Consider the following 19,778-nt stretch of genomic DNA (forward strand, 5'->3'; position numbering starts at 1 on the left):
GCAATTCGGCGCTGAGCCAGGCACAGGTTCCGTTTAATCTAGACACTGTCAAATCTGAACGCAACCGCGGGGATTTCCGTATCCCAAGCGCTTTCCATGCGGCGAATACTCCGTCCCTTTGCAACCCTGAAGAGGTCGGCCGATGTTCATGGATCTCGATATCAACGTCACCGATACCGAGCGCGCGGTACGTGAAACCACACACCGGTTCGCGCAGGATGTGATGCGCCCGCTGGGGCAGAAGCTCGACAAACTCACACCGGAAGCAGTGATTGCGGAAGATTCGGCGCTCTGGGATGCATTCAGGCAGTACGGCGACCTCGGTCTGGACGTGCTCGGCAACGGCGACGGCGGACTGACCCCACTGGAACAGGCACGCATCCGCTATATCACCAGCGAAGAACTCGGCTGGGGAGACGCCGGTCTCGCAATCGCCCTTGGCGTCCGGGGATTCCCCATGATGATGGCGCAGCTTTCGGGCAACCCGGAACTCGTCGATCTGGTGAAGGACAACACCACCGGCTGCTGGGCCATTACCGAACCCGATCATGGTTCTGACATGCTCGATTTCAACGAGCAGATCAAGGCGCCCGGGGCGGAACACGGACGGCCGAACATCGTCGCGAAGAAGCAGGGCGACGACTATCTGATCAGTGGTCAGAAGTCCTCCTGGGTTTCCTGCGGCACCATCGCCCAGGCGGCTGCGCTGTTCACTGCAGTCGACAACGGCGGGCCAGGACTGGATCACGCCGTATTTGTGGTACCTCTCGACCTGCCTGGCGTATCGCGCGGCAAGGCCCTCGACAAGATCGGCCAGCGCGCGCTCAATCAGGGAGAAATTTTCTTCGATGGCGTCCGTGTCCCCCGTTCCTATATGGCTGTGCCTCCGGAAGCCTACTCGGCGACAGCGGATATGGTCCTGACCAACGCAAATACCGGGATGGGAACCCTGTTCGCCGGTCTCGCCCGGGCCGCGCTGGAACTCGCCGTCGATTACGCTAAGGAACGAAAGCAGGGCGGGGTGCCGATCATCAATCACCAGAGCGTGCGCGGACGCCTGTTCGAAATGTTCAGGCAGGTGGAGGCAGCCAGGGCACTGAACCGCAGCGTCGTCTGCTCGAACGCGCTCAACGGACCCAGACTCGAATACGCCATCGCATCGAAGGTTACCTCCACCCAGACAGCCTTCGACGTCGCCAGCGAAGCGCTGCAGATTTTCGGCGGCAACGGCACGAGCCGTGAATACCCCATCGAAAAGATCTTCCGGGATGCACGCGCCTCGATGATCGAAGACGGCTGCAACTATGTACTCGGTCAGGTTGCCGCCACCCGCTTTTAAGAAGAATACATAAGGAGAAATTCATGGAACTCAGAGAAGCCATCGGTCGTCGGCGTTCGATCCGTTTCGTCAAAACCTACAAGCCGGTCGAGCCGGAGAAGATCCAGCGCATGTTCGAAGCAGCGCGCATCGCCTCGCACTGGGGAAACGTGCAGACGCTCAAAGCAGTGGCCGTATTCCGTGACACAGCGTCTCCGGAAGTCCTCGATGCCATCACCGCAACCGTCGTCGGCTGGCAGGTGAAGATCGCACCCGTGGTGATCGTCTGGTACATCGATCCGAACATGCTGGATGAACAGAGTGATCGGCTGCGGGAACTCCTGGACATAGGTGCTCTCGGTTTCGGCGACCGGGAGACGAAGGTCAACGGTCTGGAAAAACAGCTGATCCCGCTGTTCAGGAATCTCATCGAGCCGATGAAGAACCCGGGTATGAGCGAAGTGGACTGCGGACAGGGCATCGCCCAGGCCACGCTGATGGCGTATGAGCAGGGCCTCGGCACCTGCTGTCTCGGCACGCCGAACGGGCCACAAATCCTGAAGATTCTCGGTGTGCCCGAGCACTGCCGGGTACTGCTTCTACAGACAGTGGGCTATCCGCTCGAGCACTGGGAGGCTGGCGGCCAGAGACCGCGTCGACCCTTCGGGGACCTCTTCAAAATGAACCACTTCTCCCAGCCTTTTCCCCGGGACGAAGCAGCCGTCGCCGAACTCACCCGTGATGGCATGTTCACTCGACCCGCACCGCTGCCGGAGCGGGAAGCCGAGCTGGACTTCCTGCAGAAAGCGCTCAACCTCAAAGCACCCGGACTGCTGTAAGGAGGCTGACATGAAACTCAACGCCTACATCACCGGCGTCGGCATGACGCACTTCGGCAGACACATGGACCTCGGTCTGAAGGCCATCGGCGGAGATGCCATCCGTCGGGCAATAGCGGACGCCGGCATATCGGACGACGCCATTGAGGCCGCTTACGTCGGCAATGCAGCGGCCGGTCTGATCACCGGTCAGGAGTGCATCCGTGGTCAGGTCGTGCTCCGCGGCGCTGGAATCGGCAGGATTCCGGTGATCAACGTCGAAAACGCCTGTGCGAGCGCATCCACCGCACTCAATCAGGCTGCCGCCATGGTCAGCGCAGGGCTGTATGACATTGTGCTCGCCGTGGGTGTGGAAAAGATGTACTCCGAAGACAAGCGCCGGACCTTCAGCGCTTTCAGCGGCGCTGTGGATGTGGAAGCGCTGGCCGAAGTGATGGAAAACCTGAAAAAGAGCGCCCAGGCCGGCGGTGCCTCAGCGGCGAGCACCGGTGCCGGAGAGACCCGCTCGATGTTCATGGACATCTATGCTTCCGCCGCACGGGCTCACATGAAAGCCTACGGCACCACGGTGGAACAGTTCGCTGGTGTCTCGGCGAAAAATTCCCTGCATGGCAGCCTGAACGAACGCGCCCAGTTCCGTCAGGCGCTCTCGGTTGCCGAGGTGCTGGCGGAGCCGATGATCGCCGAGCCCCTGACCCGGCCGATGTGTTCGCCCATTGGCGACGGTGGGGCCGCCGTGATCGTGATGAGCGAAAAAAAGGTGAAGGAACTCGGTCTTGGCAGTCAGGCAGTACGGATTGTCGCCTCGTCTCTGCACTCGGGCTGGGATCGCAGCCCGGATTCGCCTGGACTCGCCGACTACTGCATCCAGGAAGCGTATGACGAAGCTGGAATCGGACCCGACGATCTCAATGTGATCGAACTGCACGATGCTTCCGCACCCGCCGAGATCATGACCTACGAGTCTCTGCAGCTCTGTGGGAAAGGCGAAGGGGGTCGTCTCATCGACGAGGGAACGACGCGGCTCGGTGGTCGCCTGCCGGTGAATACCTCCGGCGGACTGCTGCGCAAAGGTCACCCGATCGGTGCCACGGGCATCGCCCAGATCGTCGAACTCACCGAACAGCTGCTCGGCCGCAGCGGCAGGCGCCAGGTCGATGGTGCCCGGGTGGGGCTCGCGCACAATGGTGGCGGCTCGATCGGCAACGACGCGGCGGCGCAGTGCGTCACCATACTGCGCCGGTAGGGAGGCGAGATGCGGGAACGAAACCCTCTCATCCTGGCCGACTACGTTGCCGGCAAGGCGGAAAAAAAACCGGATCACCTGGTGGTTACCTTCGAAGGCGCCGGTGTGCGCGAGGACGAAACCCGCACCTACCAGCAGCTGTTCGACAACGGCAACCGGGTAGCTGCCGCTTTCATCGAGCGGGGCATGGCTCGTGGCGACCGCTTCGCGACGCTGATGCAGAACCATCCGGAGTTCATCGAGTGTCTGCTGGGGGCATCAATCAGCGGCTGTGTAGCGGTTCCCATCGATCCCCGTACCCGGGGTGACAAGCTCGCATACACCCTGAACAACTCGGAAGCCCGCGGTGTGGTGTGCGCCCTGTACAGCCTGCCACAGGTGATCGATGTCGCCCCTTCGGTACCGACCCTGGAGTGGGTGCTGGTGCTGGAAGATGCCGAGGGTGGCGGCCACGCCAGCCTCCAGGACCTGCCGATCGCCGAGTCCTTCGATTCGGTCTATTCAAGGCCGGCCAGAGTCGTCGACGTCCGCCTGCAATCGGCGGAGGACCCATTGCAGATCATCTATACCTCCGGCACCACGGGTGATCCGAAAGGCGTCGTCTTCGCCAACGTCCGCTTCGGCGGTGCAATGATGGGTGGAGCCATGTTTCAGTGGCAGCCCGGTGACAGCCCTTATACCGGTCTGTCACTGACCCACGGTAATGCCCAGCTGCTCACCCTGGCACCGGCGATGGGCATGGACCTTCCCGTGGTGATTTCCCGCAAATTCACCAAATCCCGCCTCTGGGACATCACCCGGAAATACAACTGCACCATCTTCAATCTGCTCGGCGGCATGGCGACCGCCGTGTACAGCGAACCTGAGCGTCCGGACGATGGCGACAATCCGGTGCGGCTGGTGCTCTCCGCGGGCATGCCGCAGGCCATCTGGCGGAACTTCGAGAAGCGCTTCAATGTCCGCATATTCGAAATGTACGGCGCCATCGAAGGCGGCATGGCACTGAACCCACCGGGCGTCGGGCCGGTTGGCAGTTTTGGCAAAGCGCCACCCAATCTCGAGATCCGCATCGTCGATGAACAGGGCAGGACCTGTGCGCCGGGGGAACTCGGTGAACTGGTCAGCCGCCCGGCGGATGGCAGCGGTGTGCGCGTCGAATACTTCAGGAATCCTCAGGCATCTAAGCAGAAAACCGAGGGCGGCTGGCTGCACTCCGGTGATATCTGTCATCAGGACGAGGAAGGCTGGCTCTATTTCGATTTCCGGAAAGGCGGCGGCATCCGCCATAACGGTGACTTCATCAATCCCGGCTTCGTGGAAAAGGTACTGGCTGAGGATCCCCAGATCACGGATGTATTCGTCTACGGTGTCCCCGCAGCTTCCGGATCACCGGGTGAGCGGGATGTGGTCGCCGCGGTGGTTGCGGTGGATCCGGCCCGGTTCGACCCGCAGAAAGTGTTTGCACGCTGCCGGACCGAGCTGGAGGCGAACTTTGTGCCATCCTATCTCCAGGTGGTCGAAGAGATCCCGAAGACCGCGTCGGAGAAACCGCAGGAACGCTTCCTGCTGGAACGCTTTGCGGTCGATGCGGCAGGCGTCTACTCCCCCGGTCGCTGATCGTGGCTGTCCGCTGACGGGCAGGACCGGCCAGACAAGGAGCGGATGACGATGGGCACAGACCAGCAGACACACGAAATATTCAACCAGGCGCCCGATCTGGCAGGCACCAACCTGTTCAGCACCGATCACACGCTGCAGAGGATCGTTGCACACTACGACGGAGCCTGGGGAAACGACGCGCTCACCGATTACGGCAGGCTGGCTGGCGGCGAACTGGCAGAGCAGGGCCATCTTGCGAATCGGCATACCCCGGAACTGCGCACCCACGATCGCTACGGGCGGCGGATCGACGTCGTCGAATTCCACCCCGCCTACCACCACCTGATGCGCACGGCGATTGCCGGGGGTGTGCATGCGCTGCCCTGGTCTACACCCCGCCCGGGCGCGCATGTCGTCCGCGCCGCACTGGAACTGCTGCACAACCAGGCGGATTCCGGCACCGATTGCCCGCTCACCATGACCTTCGCGTCTATCCCGGCGCTGCGCGGTAATCCGGAGCTGGCCGCGCTCTGGGAACCCGGCATCCTGTCGCATCACTACGATGGCCGGAACCTGCCCTACACCGAAAAGCGCGGCCTGACACTGGGCATGGGCATGACCGAAAAGCAGGGCGGCACCGATGTCCGGGCAAACACCAGCCGCGCGACGCTTCTCAATGAGCACATCGCGGGTGGTGAGTGCGCCGAGCTCACCGGCCACAAATGGTTCTGCTCGGCGCCCATGTCAGACGGGTTTCTCACCCTCGCAAAACTCAATGGCCAGTTGAGCTGCTTCCTGATGCCGCGCTGGCGGCCTGATGGCAGCCGCAACAACCTCTACCTGCAGCGCCTGAAAGACAAGCTGGGTAATCGCTCCAATGCCTCCAGTGAACTCGAGTTCCGTGACGCTTTTGCCTGGCTGATCGGAGAACCGGGACGCGGGGTTGCCGCAATCATTCCGATGGTGGCGCTGACCCGGTTCAACTGCATGGTGGGGTCCACAGCGATCATGCGGCAGGCCGTGCAGCAGGTGATCAATCACATCCGGCATCGCTCGGTGAGTGGAAAAAAGCTCATCGACCAGCCGCTCATGCGCAACGTCGCCGCCGATCTGGTCCTCGAAACCGAAGCCGCACTCTGGTTGACTTTCCGGGTGGCGCGCGCCCTCGATCATCGTGAGTCGGATCCCGCAGAGGATCTGTTTGTCCGCCTGGTGACCGCACTGGGCAAGTACTGGATCTGCAAACGCGCACCACAACACATCAACGAAGCCCAGGAATGTCTCGGCGGTCTGGGTTATGTCGAAGAGTATGTGCTACCGCGTCTGTACCGTGAAGCACCGGTAAACTCGATCTGGGAAGGCAGCGGCAACGTGCAGTGCCTGGATGTGCTGCGGGCACTGCAGCGTTCACCGGAATCCGTCGACGTTCTGCTGCAGGAAATCGAAGGCTCGACGGGAGCACACCGGGTCTTTGATCAGGCCGTGCAGGGGCTCAGAGCACAGATAACGGCTGCAGCGGGCGATGAGTCTATGGCCCGGATCGTCGTGGAACGCATGGCGATCCTTCTGCAGGCGGCACTGCTGTTGCGCCATACGAACGAAGCTGTCAGCGCTGCATTCGTCACATCCCGCCTGCAACCCACCACCCTGGCATATGGGGGGATCACCGATGCAGCGGCGATCGCCGTTCTGCTGCAGACGATCGAGCCCGCTGACCGGACCCGGCTCTGAACCGACCCGGTTTACGCCGGCAACCCGGAAAATGTCTGCGCTCTGCTTGATGGATATCAACTTCCCATCAATCTCCTCATGGCCAGGATATCGGCGTATCTGCGGCCGACTTATCATGCTGCGATGCCGACACCGATGATCATCGAGCCCAGCATTCGCGGCCCTGTCTGCGTGGCCGGCCTCGCGTACTCATACATCGGGCCCGGACCTGAGCGTGCCATGCAGCACTCAACAGCCGTGTCGGAATCCACGTATGTACATCCGCTGATGTCACCGACCAAATGTTCCCAGGTTTGCGAGGGAGGGCTGAGCTGTGTCCAGAAGTCATGAGCGCGGTGAATTCGAGCAGGTGGCCGATGCAACACTGACCCGGCGTCATTTTCTTCGGGCATCCGGTATTGCTGCAGCTGGCAGCACGCTTCCCCTGTTTCATCTGCAATACCGCCCCGCGCAGGCCGATGCGCCGACCAGGCGTCTCGGGGCCTGGCAGGAACTCTACGAACAGCGCTGGACCTGGGACAGCGTCGCCAAGGGTACCCATGGCTGGGTCAACTGCCGCAGCGCCTGCAACTGGGATCTGTATGTAAAAGACGGTGTTGTCGTCCGCGAGGAACAGACAGCCAATTACGAGGCGTCTGAACCCGGTGTGCCCGATTTCAATCCCCGGGGCTGTCAGAAGGGCGCCTGCTACACCGAAGTGATGTATGGACCGACCCGTCTGACCGTGCCGCTGAAGCGGGTCGCAGAACGGGGTGCCGGCCAGTGGCAGCGCATCAGCTGGGATCAGGCACTGTCCGAGATCGCTGAAAAACTGGTCGATGTCTCCGAGCAGTATGGTGGCGAGACCATCATCCACGACCTCGGGCCGCACTTCGATCTCGGTGCCACTAACGCCTCCCGTAACCGGTTCTTCGGCATGATGGGCGCCGCCCTGCCCGACGACTGGGCCGAGATCGGTGATCTGAACATGGGGGCCACACTGACCTTCGGCATGCCGCACATCGGCGGCTCGAGCGATGAGTGGTTCCTCTCGGACTATCTCGTGGTCTGGATGATGAACCCGTCGGTCACCCAGATTCCGGACGCCCACTTCCTCTTCGAAGCCCAGTACAACGGCAGTCAGCTGGTGGTGATAGACCCGGTCTACAGCGCCACGTCGATCCATGCCGATCTCTGGGTGCCCCTGGCCCCGGGCACGGATGCCGCGCTCGGACTCGCCACTGCACGGCACATCTGGCGTTCGGGACGCATGGATGTCGAATACGTGCGGGAACAGACCGATTTTCCCGTGCTCGTGCGCATGGATACAGGACGCTTTCTGCGGGACTCGGATCTGAAAAAAGGCGGGGACGAAGGCCTGCTCTACTACTGGGATCCCCGGGTCGAAAAGCCGGTGCCGGTGCCGGGCTGCGAAGCGGATTCCACTTCGAAACTGACGCTGCCGGAAGGGCTGGTACCACCCATCGAAGGACGTTTTCCGGTGCGCCTGAAGGATGGCAGCGAAGTCACGGTGGTGACCGTTGGATCGCTGATCAAAGAACACCTGGAGCCCTGGACCTTCGAGCAGGCCGCCAGGGTCACCGGGCTGCATGTCGACATGATCGAACGCTTTGCCGAGGGTTTCGCGAACGCGAAGCGGCCGATGGTGCTGTCGAGCTGGGGATCGAACCGCTATTTCCATTCGGACCACATGAACCGCAGCAAGATTCTCTGCCTGACGCTGAAGGGCGCAATCGGTCGGCGTGGCGCGGGCTACCACTCGACCGGCTGGATCGGCATCGACGGGTTCGGCGAGGTCGCGGGAGACTCGGGCCAGGGCGCCTGGGCAAAATTCAAATCGATGGCAAGTCTGTTCGGCGACAGCTACGTATTCGGCATGATCGTGGATCGGATCGTCGGCCGGAAATCCGAGGGTCAGGTACAGCATGCGCTCGCCAGGCACGTCACCAGCGGGCCGGACAGCTGCCTGACCAACTCCGCCAGCCAGAACTACTTTCATCAGGGCATCGCCGATGACCTGGCGCGGGAAACGGATCCTCTCTATCCGCGGACCATGGCCGCCTACACCAGCGAGTCTCTGCAGAAAGACTGGATGCCGGTGCGACCTGCGCCGGAGAACCGGCCGCGCGCCTGGATCACCGGCGGCAGCAACGTACTGCGCCGCTCCAACCTGCCCCAGCGGATGCTCGAACATCTCTGGCCCGGTCTCGAACTGGTGGTGGACATCAACCAGAAATTCACCTTCACCGGCCTGCATGCCGACTATCTGCTGCCGGCGGCCGGGTACTACGAAAAACCCGGTATCAAGTACTCGGTGGCCTACGTGCCCTACCTGCACTACTGCGACCAGGCGGTGAAGCCGGTGGGTGAATCCAAGGACGAATGGGAGATTTTCTCGCTGCTGTCACGCAAGGTGCAGGAGATTGCCCGGGCCCGCAAACTGGGTCCCCTGCCTGGCTGCGGCAGTCGCCAGGTCGATCTCACCACCATTGCCGATCGCTTTTCCTTCGATGGCGAGTACGGACCGGAGGATGTGGAGAAGGTCAACACCCTGATTCTGGAGCGCTCGCCTTCCGCCGGCGGCGTTTCAATCGAGCAGTTGAAGCGCGATGGCATCGTCAAGTACGCCAATGTCGGCAACATGGGCATACAGGAGAACCTGTTCAATTCCGAGTGGCAGGGTGAAGGCGTGCTCACCGCGCTGACAGACTTCACCGAACGCAAGTGGAGCTGGCCCACACTCACCGGGCGCCAGCAGTTCTACATCGATCACCCCTGGTTCATCGAAGCCGGCGAAACTCTGCCGACCCATTTCCCCAGTCCAACAGCGGGCGGCGATCATCCCTTCCAGCTCGTCTCCTGCCATGCGCGCTGGAGCATCCACAGTGTCTGGCGCGACACACCCATGATGCTGCGCCTGCAGCGCGGCGAGCCGGTGATCTATCTGAACCCTGGCGATATGCGCGATCTCGGTGCGCAGGATGGTGAGTGGGTGCAGCTTGAAAACGACTACGGCGCCATGCGCATGCGCGCCAAAGTGTCGACCATGGTCCGGCCCAGGGTCGCCTACTATTTCCACGCCTGGGAACCACACCAGTTCCCGGATCACAAGAGCTACAAATTCCTGATTCCGGGCCTCATGAAGCCGCTGCACTTCGCCGGTGGTGAAGGTCAGGTCGGCTGGATGTTCGGCCACTTCGAGCCCGGCACCCACGTGCAGGACACCCGGGTCAAAGTCACCGCACTCGGCCGGGAGATACCGTCATGAATACCTCGACCCGCCAGCCACCACCACAACGTCAGCTTGCCATGGTGCTGGACCTGAACAAGTGTCTCGGTTGTCACACCTGCACCATCGCCTGCAAGAAGATGTGGAACCGGGACAGCGGCACCGACTACGCCTACTGGAACAACGTCGAATCCCTGCCCGGCAAGGGGTATCCGAAGCACTGGCCCGAACACGGCGGCCGAACTGCCGGCGGCGAAGTGCGCCGGGGCACGCTGGATGGACTCGACGAGGGCTACGGGCGCGCCTGGTCTTTCAATCACGACGATGTCATCGCGACCGACGGCAAGAACAACCCCGGCTGGATAAAACCCGAGGGAGACCCGAACTGGGGGCCGAACTGGGACGAGGACGAAGGTACCGGCGCCTACCCCGAAGACAATCACTATTTCTACCTGCCGCGTCTGTGCAATCACTGCACGCATCCGGCCTGCCTCGACGCCTGCCCGCGCGGTGCCATCTACAAGCGCGACGAAGACGGTATCGTCCTGGTGAATCAGGACCGCTGCCACGGCTACCGTTTCTGCGTGGAAGCCTGTCCCTACAAGAAGGTTTTCTTCGATCCGCTGCGCAGCGTTTCCACCAAGTGCATCTTCTGCTTTCCGCGCATCGAAAAAGGTGTGGCGCCGGCCTGTGCCCGCCAGTGTCCGGGACGGCTGCGATTCGTCGGCTACCTCGACGACCCGGAGGGACCGATCTGGAAACTCGTCCACAAATGGAAGGTGGCGCTGCCGTTGCATCCCGAGTTCGGACTCGAGCCCAACGTTTTCTATGTACCGCCAATGAGCCCTCCGCGCCTCGACGACGAAGGCCGTCCCACAGACGAGCCGCGCATACCCCTGGACTATCTGGTCAGCCTGTTCGGCAGCGGAACACAGGCTGCGCTCGAAACCCTGGTAAGTGAGCGCACCCGGCGCCGGAGCGGCGAGTCGAGTGAACTGATGGACCTGCTGATCGCCTACGACTGGCATGAGAACTTCAGGCTGGGAGTGCCGGCAGCATGAAGCAGCGTATCAATCTGATTGCGGCCCCCCCCGCCATCCAGCCGGGTGGCTACATCCGCCAGGCCTACGCGGATCACATCCAGCCACAAACCCGGCTGCTGGATGTGAGCGTCGAATCCCGCGGCGCGGGCTGGGAGATATTTCTGTCCTGGTCCTGCGTGGAAGCCGTGAGCAAAACGGCCAGCGACGTCAATCTGTTCTGCGATGCCGCAGCGCTGCTGGCACCTGCAACGGTCGACGCACCGCTGATGACCATGGGCAGTGACGCAGCCGGTGTGGACGGCTGGCTGTGGGCGGCGGATCGCGAGGGCTGTCTGCGTATTCAGGCCATGGGACTCGGCACGGTGGAGCGGACTCCGCCGCCACCCGATGTCCGGGTGAGTGCGGCCTGGATCGATCAGCGCTGGGGTGTGAAATTCGAGCTGCCGGACTGGGCCTCCTTAAGTCAGCGGAGACAGATCGGCTTCGCGGTATGGCAGGGGGCTTCGGCAGAGCGTGCCGGCTTGAAATCCGTGTCGCCAGCCTGGATACCGATTCCGTGACACTGCGTCTGTGGGCACGGGTGTGGAGCCCGGTGATTCCCACCGAGCTCACCCACGATGCCTGGCGAAAGCTGGCGCTGCCTGGCGAGCCCGATGTGCTGGAGCCGGCCTTCAACAGCGCCTTCCACCATGGCGCGCCCACACCGACGGTATCGCTGCTGCTCCACCACAGCCTGAACCTGGCTGGTGACGGCACCCGGGAAGAATGGATGCGGGTCATGGCCTGGCTCGGCCTGCAATACGGTGACGTCCGGCTGCCACCGGATCATCTGGCCGTGGCCTGCGAGGTGATGTCGGTAGCGGTAGAGCGCTCGGAGGATCTGATCTGCTCCGGGCTCGCGGAGCGTTATCTGCTCCCCTGGTGCCAGGTCGCCGTGGAGCGGCTCGATACCGCGGGGAACGGTCTGGTCGAATTGCCGCGACGCTTTGCCCAGGCGCTCGATCACATCACGGCGGATGTTGCATCGCCATAGCCGGCTGACCCGTTGCGTTTGCCTATGCCCCGGGGTTATTTGCTTGTAGCCAATCAGCCTTTCCGTCATTCCCGGGCAATGGTTACCTTGGCCACACTGTAAAACCGGGGCTCGCACCCACAGTGTCCATAGCCGTTCTGAAGAAATCTCCATTGCCCGGCGGCGCGCCGCAGGGGCTCGACGAGCGCCTGGTGGCCGATCTCAACGGTCTGGCCGGTAAGCTCGACCAGCAGCAGCTGTGGTGGGCCAGTGGCTATCTGGCTGGTGTTGCGGCGGCGGCGCCCGTGGCGGCCGGTCAGGTCGCGGCTGCTTCCCAGGCGAGTCCTGCCCCCGTCTGGACCCTGTTCTACGCCACGGAAACGGGCAACAGCCGCAGCATTGCCGGCGAACTGCTGGGCCAGATTCAGGCGCTGGGCGTAGAAGCCCGGGCGGTGGATCTGGCTGACTTTCGCCCCGCCCAGTTGAAGAAGGAATCCCATGCGCTGTTCGTGGTGGCCACCCACGGCCTCGGCGAACCACCGGAGGGCACCGAAGCGTTTTTCGAATTCGTGCTCGGCGATCGCGCGCCGCGGCTGGAGCATCTGTCCTATTCGGTGCTGGCTCTGGGTGACAGCAGCTACGAGGATTTCTGCACGGCCGGCCGTCAGCTCGACGACCGTCTGCAGGCCCTGGGGGCAAGCCGGCTGGCGCCGCGGGTCGAATGCGACGTCGATTTCGAGTCACTGAGCGAAGCCTGGCAGCGGCAGATGCTCGCCCATATAGAGACGCAGCTGGAGACGCAGCGCGCCGGAGTCGCTGCCCCCGAGGAAGCCATCGGCACAGTCGCCCCGCGTCTGGTGCCCATCAATCGGCGCCAGCACAGCCGCAAGGATCCGTTTCACGCCCCGGTGCTGGAGAACCAGCCAATTACCGGCCGTGGCTCCAGCAAGGACGTACGCCACCTGGTGCTGAGCCTGGAAGGCAGCGGTCTGAGCTACCTGCCCGGCGACGCCCTCGGGGTGTGGCCCACCAACCCGCCGCAACTCGTCAGCCAGTTCCTCGATCTGCTGAATCTGCACGGCGACACCGAGGTGCGCATCGATGACGAAGCAACCACCCTGGAAAGTGCCCTGGCCCATCGACTGGAGCTGACCCTGCTGGGTCGCAGCTTCGTGCAGGGCTATGCGGACAGGTTCGACATCGCGCCGCTGAAAAACCTGCTCAGCGCCGAGGATCGCACCGCGTTCAACGACTACCTGGCGGATCGCCAGATCATCGACGTACTCACCGATCATCCGCAGGCCATGTCGGCCCAGGAACTCACGGATACCCTCAAGCGTCTGACCCCGCGACTGTATTCCATTTCTTCGAGCCTCGAAGCCAATCCGGACGAAGTGCATGTGACCATTGGCGTGGTTCGCTACACGGCGTTCGAACGCGAGCATCTGGGCAGTACCTCCAACTATCTGGCCGAGCCTGGCGAAACGGTACCGGTCTACATCGCAGCCAATCCACGCTTCCGGTTACCGGAAGACGCCGCCGCACCGGTGGTGATGATCGGCGCCGGCACCGGTGTGGCCCCGTTCCGGGCCTTTCTGGAGGAGCGCGAAGCCACTGGCGCCGATGGCGACAACTGGCTGTTCTTCGGCGACCGCAATTTCAACTGCGACTTCCTCTATCAGCTCGAGTGGGCTCGATTCCGCAGAGAGGGTGTGCTCACGCGCCACGACGTGGCGTTTTCCCGCGACCAGCAGGCCAAAGTCTATGTGCAGGATCGTATCCGCGAGCGCGGCGCCGATCTGTTCGACTGGCTGGAGCGCGGCGCCCATCTGTACCTGTGCGGCGACGCCAACCACATGGCACCCGACGTGCACGAAGCGCTGCTGGATGTGATCGGGCAGGGCCTCGGCCGCGACCGCGAGGCCGCCGAGGAATACCTGCGCAAACTTAAGGACGACCACCGCTACCAGCGCGACGTCTACTGAAGTGAGCAGCGGCCCGCAGTCCACCGACGTCTCCCACGTGGAGGTGGTGAAGCGCAACAGCAACTACCTGCGCGGCACCATCGCCGAAAGTCTGGCGGACCCCCTCACCGGGTCGATTCCGGAGGACGACGCCACGCTGACCAAGTTCCACGGCACCTATCTGCAGGATGATCGCGACGTACGCGCGGAGCGTACCCGACAGAAGCTGGAGCCCGCCTATGGCTTCATGGTGCGCGCGCGCATTCCCGGCGGCGTGCTGAGCACCGGGCAATGGCTGCAGCTCGACGCCCTGGCCCGCGACCATGCCAATGGCGCGATCCGCGCAACCACCCGGCAGACGTTTCAGTTTCATGGCGTGCTGAAGCGCGACATGAAGGCAACCATGCAACGCATCGACGCAATGATGTTGACCACCCTCGCCGCCTGCGGCGACGTCAATCGCAATGTCATGTGCACGCCCCTGGCGGAAGCGAGCCCTGTGCATGCCGCCGCCCTGAATACCGCCGAGAGGCTGTCGAAGCACCTGCTGCCGCAGACCGGCGCCTACCACGAGATCTGGCTGGACGGCAGACGCGTGAGCCCTGCCGTAGACGAGGAGCCGGTCTACGGGCCCGCCTATCTGCCACGCAAATTCAAGATCGCCGTGGCCATTCCACCGTGGAACGACGTCGATGTGTTCGCCCATGATGTCGGCTTCATCGCAATCGAACACGCTGGTCGGCTGACCGGCTTCAACGTCGCCGCCGGCGGCGGCATGGGTGCCAGCCACGGCGAACCTGCCACCTACCCCCGGCTGGCGACGCTGCTGGGTTCATGCACCGTCGAGCAGGCCGTTACCGTGGCCGAGCAGATCATGTGTGTGCAGCGCGACTACGGCGATCGCCGTGACCGCAAACACGCACGCCTGAAGTACACCATCGACGATCATGGCCTGGACTGGTTCAAGGCGGAGCTGCAATCGCGCCTGGATTTCACGCTCGGCCCGGTGCTGCCGTACAAGTTCCACCACAACGGCGACCGCTTCGGCTGGCAGCAGGACCCGGAAGGCCGCTGGCACCTGACTCTGTTCATTCCCAGCGGACGCATCATCGATCACCCTGATCGACAACTGCTCACCGGCATGCGTGAGCTGGCCCGGGTGCACCGCGGCGAATTCCGTTTCACGCCGAACCAGAATCTGATCATTGCCGGTGTCGCCGAAGCGGACAGGGCCGCCATCGAAGCGCTTGCGCAACGCCATGGCCTGGACGCCGGCGCAGATCTGCGACAGTTCCAGCGCGACGCCATGGCTTGCGTGGCCCTGCCCACCTGCGGGCTGGCCATGGCAGAAGCTGAACGCTACCTGCCCGACTTTCTGAGCCGGGTCGGCGAACTGCTGGAACGTTACGGCCTGGCGGACGAACCGCTGAACATACGCATCACCGGCTGCCCGAACGGCTGTGCCCGCCCCTACGTGGCTGAAATTGCCCTGGTGGGGAAAGCGCCCGGCCGCTACAACCTGATGCTCGGCGGCAACCGGGTGGGCGATCGGCTCAACGTGCTGTACCGCGAGAATCTCAGCGAGACCCGGATTCTGGACGTGCTGGACGGGATGTTCAGCCGCTTCGCCCAACACCGCCAGGCTGGCGAAGGTTTCGGCGACTACGTTGTCCGCGCCGAGCTGGCGCACAGCGCAGTATGAAGCCCGGCGCTGCAGCGTAACTTCCCTCAGGGAACCCGGTCATGACGGTGCCAGGTTAGCGGACCAGGCCAGTTCCAGCATCGGACCGAACAGCGCAAGCAGGAAAAAACCATTCGCCACGACGAGATTGAGGATGCCGCTTTCCTCATCAGAGCGCACTGTACAGGCCACTCCGATCAGCCAGGGCACGACCCAGAACCAGCTTGTCCCCTGCTCCAGGGCGAACACGCCCGCACCGCAACCCGAGACGATGAACAGGGGATAAATGAGAATGCCCATGGCCATGGTGAAGAGCGACAGGGTGGTATAGCTGAGGAAACCGAGCAGGGCCTCCCCCAGACGGCGCAACCAGCTCCGCAACTTTCCACCAGGATGCGCAGGCAGCAGCGTCACCAGAGCGATCAGCGCAACAAAGCAGGCCATAACGACACCGCTGAACCAGGCCCATACCGGAAGCAGGGAACCGCTTCCAGGCGCAGCGTCTGTTCCAGCATCCGTGGCCAGCGAGGCCTGCGCGGCCACCGCCGCGCTGTGGGCCAGGGCAAGCTGCTCTTCGGTGATCAGGCCCATTATCAGCCGGTTGGGACCAGTGATGAATACCCGCCGGGCGGGTACCGAATGGGGATAGGCGTAGGTCAGCCGTGTGGTGTTGCCCAGATCTTCGGTCTGGGATGGCTCGCCGTAGCGGGTGACGATCTGGCGTGCCAGGGTGCGGCTGGTGCCGACCACGTTGTCCTGCGTAAGCAGCAACTGGCTCAGCCCCCGGGCCGCCGGAATGAACTGGATCAGCTGACGGTAGCTGTTGGCATGGACGCGCTCCCAGGCTTCCTGCTCGGGTTCGGTGCCCGCGATCTCGACGAAATCATGCTCGCGGGCCCATGCACGCGCGTCGGCCGCCGACATGCTCAGGCTGAACTCCGGGAACTGATAGACGGGAAAGGCAGCCGGGCTGGCCGCAGACGCCGCTGGAGCATTCATCGACCCCATCAGCACGGCAACGAGAAGAGCCGCAGTTGACCTGGCCGTCGCAACCCACTCCATGGGTCGATTGTTCACGGTGGCTCGGGGCTGTCAAGCTGGCAGTCAGTTCAACGCTAATACGGGAGATTCGCCAGGCCGCTTCGCCATTGCGAATGGATATCAGAGATCGTCTGCAGAATTTCCATGGCGGAACCGACAGTGGCCGGCATGGCAGGAATCCCGGGTCTCTGACACAAATGCGGATGAGCACGCAGGAATTTGAGAGTCTGCGTTCCGGCCTACCTCGTGCCCGTGACTGCGCGTATTATCCTGAACGGAGGTAGTGTATGTCGCCGGCCGAGAATCTCGTCGATCCCAAGGGTGAGCGCGCCCGGCCAACGAATACCTCAGATCCGACCACGGGCACCGACCCCGTACACAGACGCCGGATCAGTGCATCCAACCTGTTCGTCGCGGTGATCACGGGTGCTGCGGTCATCTGGGGCGCCTGGTGGTTCTACGACCGCATCCACAACGTCTACATTCTCGATGCACGCATTTCCTCGGACATGCTGCTGCTCTCCAGTCGTGTACCCGGCTGGGTCGTCGAGATACCGGTCAGCGAGGCCGACCAGGTGGAACGGGGTGGGCTCCTGCTTCGTATCGATGACCGCAGCGCCAGTGCCCATCTGCGGGAACTCGAAAGCGGGGTTGCGGTGCTGGATGCATCGATCGATGCGATACGCGCGCGAATCGTACTCGTCGGTCTCCGCAGCGACAGCAGCATCGACGCGGCGTCTGCAAGGTATGAGGCGGCACTGTCGGAACAAATGGCGGCAAGGGGTGACCTCGAGATCGCGTCTGCCGAGTGGCAGCGCGCAGGACCGCTGCGCGAACGGAATCTGATTTCTCAGCAGGAATTCGAAGCGGATCGCAATGCGTTTCGAAATGCCGAACAGCAGGCACGCAGATATGATGCACAGGTTGCGAACGCAGCAGCGCAGCTGGCCGAGGCGAAGTCCGGGCGCGAAGAGATCAATGTGCTCAACGCCGATCTCGCACGTCTGCTCAACGAGCGCGAGCAGGCCCTGCGCAAGCTCGAACAGGCACAGGCCGAACTCGACTATCACGTGATTTCGAGCCCTTCGAAGGGTGTGATCGACGAACTGTTCGTTGATCCCGGCGAGTATGTGGCACAGGGTCAGCGCGTACTGATGATGCACGATCCGAGCCGGATCTGGGTAAAGGCCAATGTCAAAGAGACCGATCTGCGCTACATCGAACTTGGCAGCGAGGTCAGGATCGTTGTGGACGCCTACCCTGATGAAACACACCACGGTGTGGTGAGCAGAATTGGCGGTGCCGCAACGAGCCAGTTTGCGCTGATGCCGAATCCGAATCCGAGCGGAAACTTCACCAAGAGCACCCAGAGAGTCGAGATTCAGATTGATCTGAAAGAGTCCGATCCAAAGCTGAAACCCGGTCTGATGGTGGAAGTGAAGATCCCGCGGGCAGCATGAGCGACCATCAGCGACCTGTACGTCTACCGGACGGCGTGCAGGCCAGTCCCGGATTCGTGACTCTCTACAGGCAGTATGGCAGCAACTACCGCTGGTGGGCTTCGCTGGTCGGCATGATCGGCTCCTTCGCTACTCTGCTCACTTCTACCATCGTGAACATCGCCATTCCGGACATCATGGGCGCGCTGGGTATGACCCTCGAAGAAGCGCAATGGCTGGCGACCTCGTTTCTCGCCGCCGGTACTGTGACGATGCTCATGACCGCGTGGTTCATACGTGCCTACGGCATTGCTGCCACCTACGTTGGTGCGATGGTGGTCTTCCTTGCCGCCTCCGCCATGGGCGCGATTGCGGAAAGCATGGAAATCCTTCTGATCGCGCGCGTCATCCAGGGTGCAGCAGCCGGGCTTTCCATGCCGATATCGATGGTGGTAACCGCACAGGTGTTTCCGATCCAGCAGCGCGGTTTTGCCATGGGGATCATGGGGGTGGGCACAATCCTTGCGCCGGCGCTCGGTCCGACGCTCGGTGGCTACCTGGTTGATCACCTCTCCTGGCGCTGGGTGTTTCTGGCCGCAGTACCGTTCGTGGTCTTAAGCCTGCCCCTGGCGCGCATGTTTTTTCCTGCCCGCGAAACAACAGGTGCTCGCCCGGACTTCGACTGGCTCGGCGCACTGCTGTGCGCCGTGTTCATTCCCGCATTCCTCATCGGCCTCACCGAGGTTCAGAAAGAAGGCTGGTACGATCGATTTGCGCTTTCGAGCTTCGCGCTGGGATTCTCCAGCCTCGCAGCGTGGATCCTCTGGGAAGCCCGTACAGCAGAGCCCCTGGTGGAACTGCGGCTGTTCCTCAATGCGCGATTCGTGGCTGCCGCACTTGTTACCTTCACCGTCGGTATCGGACTGTACGGTTCCACCTATGTACTGCCGCTGTTTCTGCAGCAGGTCTCCCAGCTCATTGCCACCGATGCTGGCGTGCTGATGGCGCCCGCCGGCCTGGTAATGGCTGCGCTGTTCCCGCTGGCAGGCCGACTGGCGGATGCGTTTTCACATCGGGCCATGATCCTCATCGGACTCGTGCTCTTCGCGGTGTCTAATCTGCCGATGATGTCCGCGGACAACTACACACCGGCGGTCACCATGCTGCTGTGGTATTCGCTCGGCAGAGTGGGGCTCGCCTGCATCTTTCCGAGCCTGAACGCCGCCGCAATCAATCCGCTGCCGCTGGAGCTGATTCCCCATGGATCCGGCGCGATCAACTTCCTGCGCCAGCTCGGCGGGGCGTTTGGCATCAGCTTCATTTCGCTGACCATGCAGTCGCAGAGCGCGGCACATCTCAACGAACTGAACAGCACCCAGAGCTGGGATAACTCAACGACGATGGAATTGATGCGGCTCGGAATGCAGGATCTGCGCGCTCTGGGCATCGACGGCTACCAGGGATTCGAGGCGTCTTTCGGTTTCGTCGTGAACGCGGTGCAGTTTCAGAGCAGTGTGCTGACCTATCGGGACGCCTTCGTGTTCGTCACTGCAGTCACCATGATTACTCTGATTCCTGGGCTGTTCATAGCCGGGCGCCGCAAACAGCTTGCCATCGTGTCCCCGGCGCGATAGCC

General features: G+C 62.6%; 14 protein-coding genes. 13 read left to right on the top strand and 1 reads right to left on the bottom strand.

Translation table 11 applies throughout. The features are described from left to right. Positions 1-142: 142 nt before the first annotated feature. From R3E82_21475 to cysI, 11 genes are all read left to right on the top strand, one after another. Complete coding sequence (locus R3E82_21475) at positions 143-1,339, top strand: acyl-CoA dehydrogenase family protein (GenBank protein ID MEZ5553466.1); 1,197 nt, start codon at positions 143-145, stop codon at positions 1,337-1,339. Positions 1,340-1,362: 23 nt separating this feature from the next. Next, positions 1,363-2,157 (top strand): nitroreductase family protein, encoded by a 795-nt coding sequence (locus R3E82_21480; GenBank protein ID MEZ5553467.1) that lies wholly within the window; start codon positions 1,363-1,365, stop codon positions 2,155-2,157. A gap of 10 nt (positions 2,158-2,167) precedes the next feature. Continuing rightward, entirely contained in the window at positions 2,168-3,403 is a 1,236-nt protein-coding gene (locus R3E82_21485; GenBank protein ID MEZ5553468.1) for a thiolase family protein, read from the top strand. 9 nt (positions 3,404-3,412) lie between these two features. Beyond that, complete coding sequence (locus R3E82_21490; protein ID MEZ5553469.1) at positions 3,413-5,020, top strand: AMP-binding protein; 1,608 nt, start codon at positions 3,413-3,415, stop codon at positions 5,018-5,020. A 51-nt stretch (positions 5,021-5,071) separates the two neighbouring features. After that, positions 5,072-6,733 carry an acyl-CoA dehydrogenase family protein gene (locus R3E82_21495; GenBank protein MEZ5553470.1) on the top strand — a complete coding sequence of 554 codons (1,662 nt, stop codon included), beginning with the start codon at positions 5,072-5,074 and terminating at the stop codon, positions 6,731-6,733. 313 nt (positions 6,734-7,046) lie between these two features. Next, positions 7,047-10,001 carry a molybdopterin-dependent oxidoreductase gene (locus R3E82_21500; protein MEZ5553471.1) on the top strand — a complete coding sequence of 985 codons (2,955 nt, stop codon included), beginning with the start codon at positions 7,047-7,049 and terminating at the stop codon, positions 9,999-10,001. Beyond that, positions 9,998-11,023 (top strand): 4Fe-4S dicluster domain-containing protein, encoded by a 1,026-nt coding sequence (locus R3E82_21505; protein ID MEZ5553472.1) that lies wholly within the window; start codon positions 9,998-10,000, stop codon positions 11,021-11,023. Before R3E82_21500 ends, R3E82_21505 begins: the two co-directional genes overlap by 4 nt. After that, positions 11,020-11,565 (top strand): hypothetical protein, encoded by a 546-nt coding sequence (locus R3E82_21510; GenBank protein ID MEZ5553473.1) that lies wholly within the window; start codon positions 11,020-11,022, stop codon positions 11,563-11,565. Before R3E82_21505 ends, R3E82_21510 begins: the two co-directional genes overlap by 4 nt. Further along, the gene (locus R3E82_21515; protein MEZ5553474.1) at positions 11,562-12,038 is read left to right on the top strand and encodes a hypothetical protein; all 477 of its coding nucleotides are present in this window, start codon (positions 11,562-11,564) and stop codon (positions 12,036-12,038) included. The genes R3E82_21510 and R3E82_21515 overlap by 4 nt, the downstream gene beginning before the upstream one ends. 122 nt (positions 12,039-12,160) lie before the next feature. Next, a complete protein-coding gene (locus R3E82_21520; protein ID MEZ5553475.1) occupies positions 12,161-14,002 on the top strand; it encodes an assimilatory sulfite reductase (NADPH) flavoprotein subunit in 1,842 nt (613 codons plus the stop codon). A 1-nt stretch (position 14,003) separates the two neighbouring features. Beyond that, positions 14,004-15,683: an assimilatory sulfite reductase (NADPH) hemoprotein subunit gene (gene cysI, locus R3E82_21525; protein MEZ5553476.1), complete on the top strand. Its 1,680-nt coding sequence runs from the start codon at positions 14,004-14,006 to the stop codon at positions 15,681-15,683. 39 nt (positions 15,684-15,722) lie between these two features. On the opposite strand, the gene R3E82_21530 is transcribed toward cysI, so the two are convergent. Beyond that, the gene (locus tag R3E82_21530; GenBank protein ID MEZ5553477.1) at positions 15,723-16,661 is read right to left on the bottom strand and encodes a hypothetical protein; all 939 of its coding nucleotides are present in this window, start codon (positions 16,659-16,661) and stop codon (positions 15,723-15,725) included. Positions 16,662-16,990: 329 nt separating this feature from the next. On the opposite strand from R3E82_21530, the gene R3E82_21535 reads away from it, so the two are divergent. Both R3E82_21535 and R3E82_21540 read left to right on the top strand, forming a co-directional pair. Then, positions 16,991-18,163, top strand: a complete 1,173-nt coding sequence (locus tag R3E82_21535; protein ID MEZ5553478.1) for an HlyD family secretion protein — start codon at positions 16,991-16,993, stop codon at positions 18,161-18,163. Further along, positions 18,160-19,776 (top strand): DHA2 family efflux MFS transporter permease subunit, encoded by a 1,617-nt coding sequence (locus R3E82_21540; protein MEZ5553479.1) that lies wholly within the window; start codon positions 18,160-18,162, stop codon positions 19,774-19,776. Before R3E82_21535 ends, R3E82_21540 begins: the two co-directional genes overlap by 4 nt. The last annotated feature ends 2 nt before the right edge of the window (positions 19,777-19,778 follow it).

The sequence above is a fragment of the Pseudomonadales bacterium genome (assembly GCA_041395945.1).
GTDB lineage: Bacteria > Pseudomonadota > Gammaproteobacteria > Pseudomonadales > Azotimanducaceae > SZUA-309.

Bases quoted from the DNA above. Each gene is read 5' to 3' on its own strand.
- R3E82_21475 (MEZ5553466.1), top strand. From the start codon at position 143: ATGTTCATGGATCTCGATATCAACGTCACCGATACCGAGCGCGCGGTA.
- R3E82_21480 (MEZ5553467.1), top strand. From the start codon at position 1,363: ATGGAACTCAGAGAAGCCATCGGTCGTCGGCGTTCGATCCGTTTCGTC.
- R3E82_21485 (MEZ5553468.1), top strand. From the start codon at position 2,168: ATGAAACTCAACGCCTACATCACCGGCGTCGGCATGACGCACTTCGGC.
- R3E82_21490 (MEZ5553469.1), top strand. From the start codon at position 3,413: ATGCGGGAACGAAACCCTCTCATCCTGGCCGACTACGTTGCCGGCAAG.
- R3E82_21495 (MEZ5553470.1), top strand. From the start codon at position 5,072: ATGGGCACAGACCAGCAGACACACGAAATATTCAACCAGGCGCCCGAT.
- R3E82_21505 (MEZ5553472.1), top strand. From the start codon at position 9,998: ATGAATACCTCGACCCGCCAGCCACCACCACAACGTCAGCTTGCCATG.
- R3E82_21510 (MEZ5553473.1), top strand. From the start codon at position 11,020: ATGAAGCAGCGTATCAATCTGATTGCGGCCCCCCCCGCCATCCAGCCG.
- R3E82_21530 (MEZ5553477.1), bottom strand. From the start codon at position 16,661: ATGAATGCTCCAGCGGCGTCTGCGGCCAGCCCGGCTGCCTTTCCCGTC.
- R3E82_21535 (MEZ5553478.1), top strand. From the start codon at position 16,991: ATGTCGCCGGCCGAGAATCTCGTCGATCCCAAGGGTGAGCGCGCCCGG.
- R3E82_21540 (MEZ5553479.1), top strand. From the start codon at position 18,160: ATGAGCGACCATCAGCGACCTGTACGTCTACCGGACGGCGTGCAGGCC.